The organism is Pedobacter sp. 05L430 (assembly GCF_056397585.1).
In genome coordinates this window covers 1-4401 of record NZ_JBFTNT010000329.1, presented here as the reverse complement: position 1 = coordinate 4401, position 4401 = coordinate 1, and the positions used below count along the sequence as shown (strand labels likewise).

Annotated in this window: 4 protein-coding genes and 1 pseudogene; 1 reads left to right on the top strand and 4 read right to left on the bottom strand. The window is 36.4% G+C overall.

The genetic code is table 11. The annotated features are described in order from the left end of the window. Both AC1DG9_RS23890 and AC1DG9_RS23885 read right to left on the bottom strand, forming a co-directional pair. A partial coding sequence (locus AC1DG9_RS23890; RefSeq protein WP_477635369.1) for an RNA methyltransferase occupies positions 1-499 on the bottom strand: 499 nt, incomplete at its 3' end. Beyond that, positions 499-1650, bottom strand: a complete 1152-nt coding sequence (locus tag AC1DG9_RS23885; protein WP_172662956.1) for a galactokinase — start codon at positions 1648-1650, stop codon at positions 499-501. The genes AC1DG9_RS23885 and AC1DG9_RS23890, both read right to left, overlap by 1 nt. Positions 1651-1804: 154 nt before the next feature. On the opposite strand from AC1DG9_RS23885, the gene AC1DG9_RS23880 reads away from it, so the two are divergent. Beyond that, positions 1805-2842, top strand: a complete 1038-nt coding sequence (locus AC1DG9_RS23880) for an aldose epimerase family protein (RefSeq protein WP_337716258.1) — start codon at positions 1805-1807, stop codon at positions 2840-2842. A 327-nt stretch (positions 2843-3169) separates the two neighbouring features. Here AC1DG9_RS23880 and AC1DG9_RS23875 read toward each other — a convergent pair whose 3' ends face one another. Both AC1DG9_RS23875 and AC1DG9_RS23870 read right to left on the bottom strand, forming a co-directional pair. Further along, a complete protein-coding gene (locus AC1DG9_RS23875) occupies positions 3170-4108 on the bottom strand; it encodes a sulfite exporter TauE/SafE family protein (RefSeq protein WP_172662958.1) in 939 nt (312 codons plus the stop codon). 84 nt (positions 4109-4192) lie between these two features. Continuing rightward, a pseudogene (locus AC1DG9_RS23870) lies at positions 4193-4401 on the bottom strand (MATE family efflux transporter); the annotation flags it as partial.

Here is a 4401-nt window from a genome sequence, read left to right as displayed (position 1 = left end):
GCACAATACCTGCAGATATTACGATATTAAAAGAATGCTTTGTGCCAAACTGTGGAATTTCGATGCATTCATCAATCTGGGCCATCACTTCATCACTAACCCCATTAACTTCGTTACCAAAAATCAAAGCATATTTTTCAGAAGACTTCGGTTTATATGTATTTAGCATGATGCTGCCTGCAGCTTGTTCTATGCCAATAACCCGATACCCATCGGCTTTTAGAGATGCTACAGCATCAAGAGTTGTTTCAAAATGAACCCATTCTACAGATTGGGTGGCACCAAGAGCTGTTTTTTCAATTTCTCTGTGCGGAGGCTGAGCCGTAATTCCACACAGATATAATTTTTCGATAGCAAAACCATCTGCCGTTCTAAAAACAGAGCCAATATTGTGCATACTTCGCACATTATCAAGTACTACAATAACAGGTAGCTTCTCTTGTTCTTTAAATTCATCAACACCAACGCGGTTTAGCTCATCTAACTTTAGCTTTTTCATTAAATAGCAGATGCACCGTTACCAATTTCACTAATATAAATTGCAGCAGGGTATCCAACGCGATCTACATAATAGTCTGTAAGCTGTTTGGCAAAATCTTCTTCCTGTCCTTTTTTAAGCAAGGCAATAGCGCATCCCCCAAAACCTGCACCTGTCATACGGGCACCAATAACGTGCTCATAATCAGAGCAGAAATCTACTACAGTATCAAGCTCCACTCCAGTTACTTCATACAGATCTTTTAATGATTGATGAGAAGCATACATCAAACGTCCAAACTCCACTAAGTTACCTTCATTCAATGCTTTAGCTGCTAAATTAACCCTATCATTTTCTTTAATAACATGAGTCGCTCTCTTCAAAACAGTTTCGTCAGTAATTAGATGACTATGTAAAGCGAATTTTTCCGCTGTTAGTTCACATAAATTATTAAGCTTAATTTCTTGATTTAATTGAGCTAATGCTGTCTGGCATTCAGATACTCTTTCGTTATATTTAGATTCAGCCAGCTTACGAGGTTTGTTTGTATTGATGATAGCAAGTGAATAATCTCCAAGATTACAATCTACTATCTTATATTTCAAGGTATCGCAGTTTAATACTATGGCTTTATCAGTTTCACCAAAGGCAACGGCAAATTGATCCATAATACCACAGTTCACACCTATAAATTCATTCTCAACTTTCTGAGCTAACAATGGTAGTTCAATCTTCTCATAACCTAACTTAAAATAGTCATTTAAAGCATAAGCCATTACTACTTCAATAGAAGCGGAAGAAGATAGACCTGAACCAATTGGAATATTACCAAAAAACAATAGATCCAAGCCTGTCGGAATTTTATGTTTCTTTGAAATTTCATTAAAAACACCCAGGGGATAGTTGAACCACTCAGAACCAGTTTTAGTATAAGATGGTTTCAGTTCAATTTGTGCAGTTTCCTCAAAATTTAAGCTTTTAAATCTGATTACGTTGTCGTTGTTTGGAGCAATAATTAACCAGGTTCCTAACGTAACTGCACAAGGCATTACCAAGCCTCCATTGTAATCTATATGTTCGCCAATTAAGTTTACGCGACCTGGAGTAAAATAATGTGCTGTTGGTTGTTGTTCATACTTTTCAAAGAATTTATTGGTTAATTCCGCTTTCATTGTAATATTTTAAATTAATGTTTTAGTTTTAATAAAGTATTTATAGTATTGTTTGACAAACGAGTGGATCCAAAAATACCTGGCCCTAAATATACAACTATGAACCGAATCGAGTAAGTTCAATTCAACATAAAATGCATTTTATTATATATAAATGAAGACTAAACTAGTAAAGACAGGTAAAATTATAGATGGCAAAGAAGTACTTGGTGTAGAATTAACAAATACTAAGGGAACATATGTCAAAATATACAATTATGGGGCTATAATAAGTAAATTTATAGTAACCAATAAAAATGGAGAAAAGCAGGATATCGTATTGGGATTTGATGATTTTGATCAATACTTAAGCGAAGAATATTTAGCAAATTATCCCTATTTAGGTGCTGTTATTGGCAGATATGCCAATCGAATTAAAAATGGCAGATTTACTATTGATGGAGAGGTTTATCAGCTATCGCAAGCAAAAGGAGGAGACTGCCTGCATGGTGGCGATATGGGTTATGACAAGAGGGTATGGGAGGTCTTGTCTACCATTGACCCAAGCGTAACACTTCAATACACAAGTCCGGATGGCGAAGAGAACTTCCCAGGAAACCTTACCATTCAGTTAACTTTTAAGTTAACTGATGAGGACGAGCTGATTCTTGATTTTAAAGCAACAACAGACAAAGCAACAGCTATTAACTTAACCCATCATGGTTATTTTAATCTTTCCCCAACTGGTGGTTCAGTAGGGAAACATCACCACAGAATGCCTGCAAGCAACTATCTTGAACAAGACGACAACTATGTAGTAACAGGAAAACTTATTCCTGTAGAAGGTACTCATCATGATTTTTTGGGTGGTAAGGAATTTGACGCAGACTGGGATCCTGCCGAAGGATACGATCAAACCTACGTACTCGATAAAGAATATGGTGAGCTCACATTAGCTTCTGAAACAACTGAACAAACCGGAGGCTTAAAACTATCTGTTTATACTACTGAACCAATTGCCCATTTATATACAGCTAAATACCTTAATGTGAAGCACGGCAAAGAAGGAAGAAATTACGAACCTTTTGGAGGATTTTGTGTAGAAACGCAACATCATCCAAATGCGATTAATATTCCTGCATTTCCAAGCACTGTATTGAGGCCTGGTGAAACATACACTCAAACCACTATTTACAAGGTAGAGCACAGCTAAGGAATTGCCTAAGAAAATATAAAGGGTAATGAAATATCTTCAATACCCTTTTATTTTTTAGCGATTATATATTGCTTTTTTTCACATGAAGTGCACTTATACCTTTTAAGTGGTACCCAAAACAGTATTGTTTTTACGATTTGTTGTCGTGGAATTCGATAATCTAGTGGTTTAGCGCATCTACGGCAATGATATTTTTCAATTCCAGCTGAACTTTGTTCCATTATTAATTTAATTTAACATTCATTTGGAGCGTGCTTTTAAGATTCCTTATACACTATAAATTTATGGAATATTTTTCCAGGTTATATTAAGCAACTAAGATTCTTAGGTTAATTTATCTATAAACATCCAAATGATGCGCAAACTCGATATAATTACTATAATACCAACTCCTATAAACATCTTTTTAATAGGAAGTTTACCTACTAAACGAGCAGCTAATGGGGCAGCTATTATTCCACCAACAATTAATCCAAGTATAGATTGCCAATGACTAACGCCAAGAATAAAGAAGAATGTAACTGCACTTGCCATGGTTACAAAAAACTCGGTTAAACTAACAGAGCCGATTACATATTTAGGTGTACGGCCTTTAGAAATTAGGGTAGAGGTAACTAATGGCCCCCAGCCACCGCCACCAAACGAATCCAAGAAACCTCCGGCTCCAGCCAGCCAGCCTGCACGTTTTACCTTTTGAGGCTTCTGTTTTTCTTTAAATGCATTAGTTAATATCCTGATCCCAAGTAATAATGTATATATAGAAATTACCGGCCTTATCCATACCGAAAAGGCATCTCCGGCATATCCTAGTAATAATGCACCTGCAATTGCGCCCAGCACACCTGGAATTAACAGGGTTTTAAAAAGTTTTTTATTTACGTTACCAAAACGATAATGACTAAAACCAGATGCTCCACTAGAAAACATTTCGGCAGTATGAATACTCCCAGAAATAACTGCCGGATTTAAGCCACCAGACAACAGCAGGGTAGTAGAAATTACGCCATAGCCCATTCCCAAAGCACCATCAACCATTTGCGCCATAAACCCGACAACAAGCATCCATAAAAACTTATCGTCTAACTGTGCGTATAGTTCTTCGCCAAATGCCAAGGCATCCTGATAAGTAACATTATTATAAATGGCAATGCCGATAAACAAGGCTGCCAATATAAATAGACATATATAAGCTATCCGTTTCCACTTCTTTTCTTGTAATTTATTGCTTACGGCAATTCTAATCTGGTTTTCGCGTATGCTCATTATTGTCTGCTCATATTAAATCTATCGAATTAGTCGACAATATTAGCGCAACTTAATGAATAAACAAAATTTTTATTTTTTTATTTACGCAGATACCCTAGCGAGCAAAATTCTGGTCTTATTTTGAAACCTGATAAACAATAGGATGGAGGCTGTGAGCAATCCGAACGTTAACCCGTACCAAATACCATTAACGCCCATGTTGAGCTTTATACCAAGGAAGTAACCCAACGGAATACCAATTACCCAGTAAGCAATAAAGGTAATGATGGTTGGAACATTCACATCTCCAA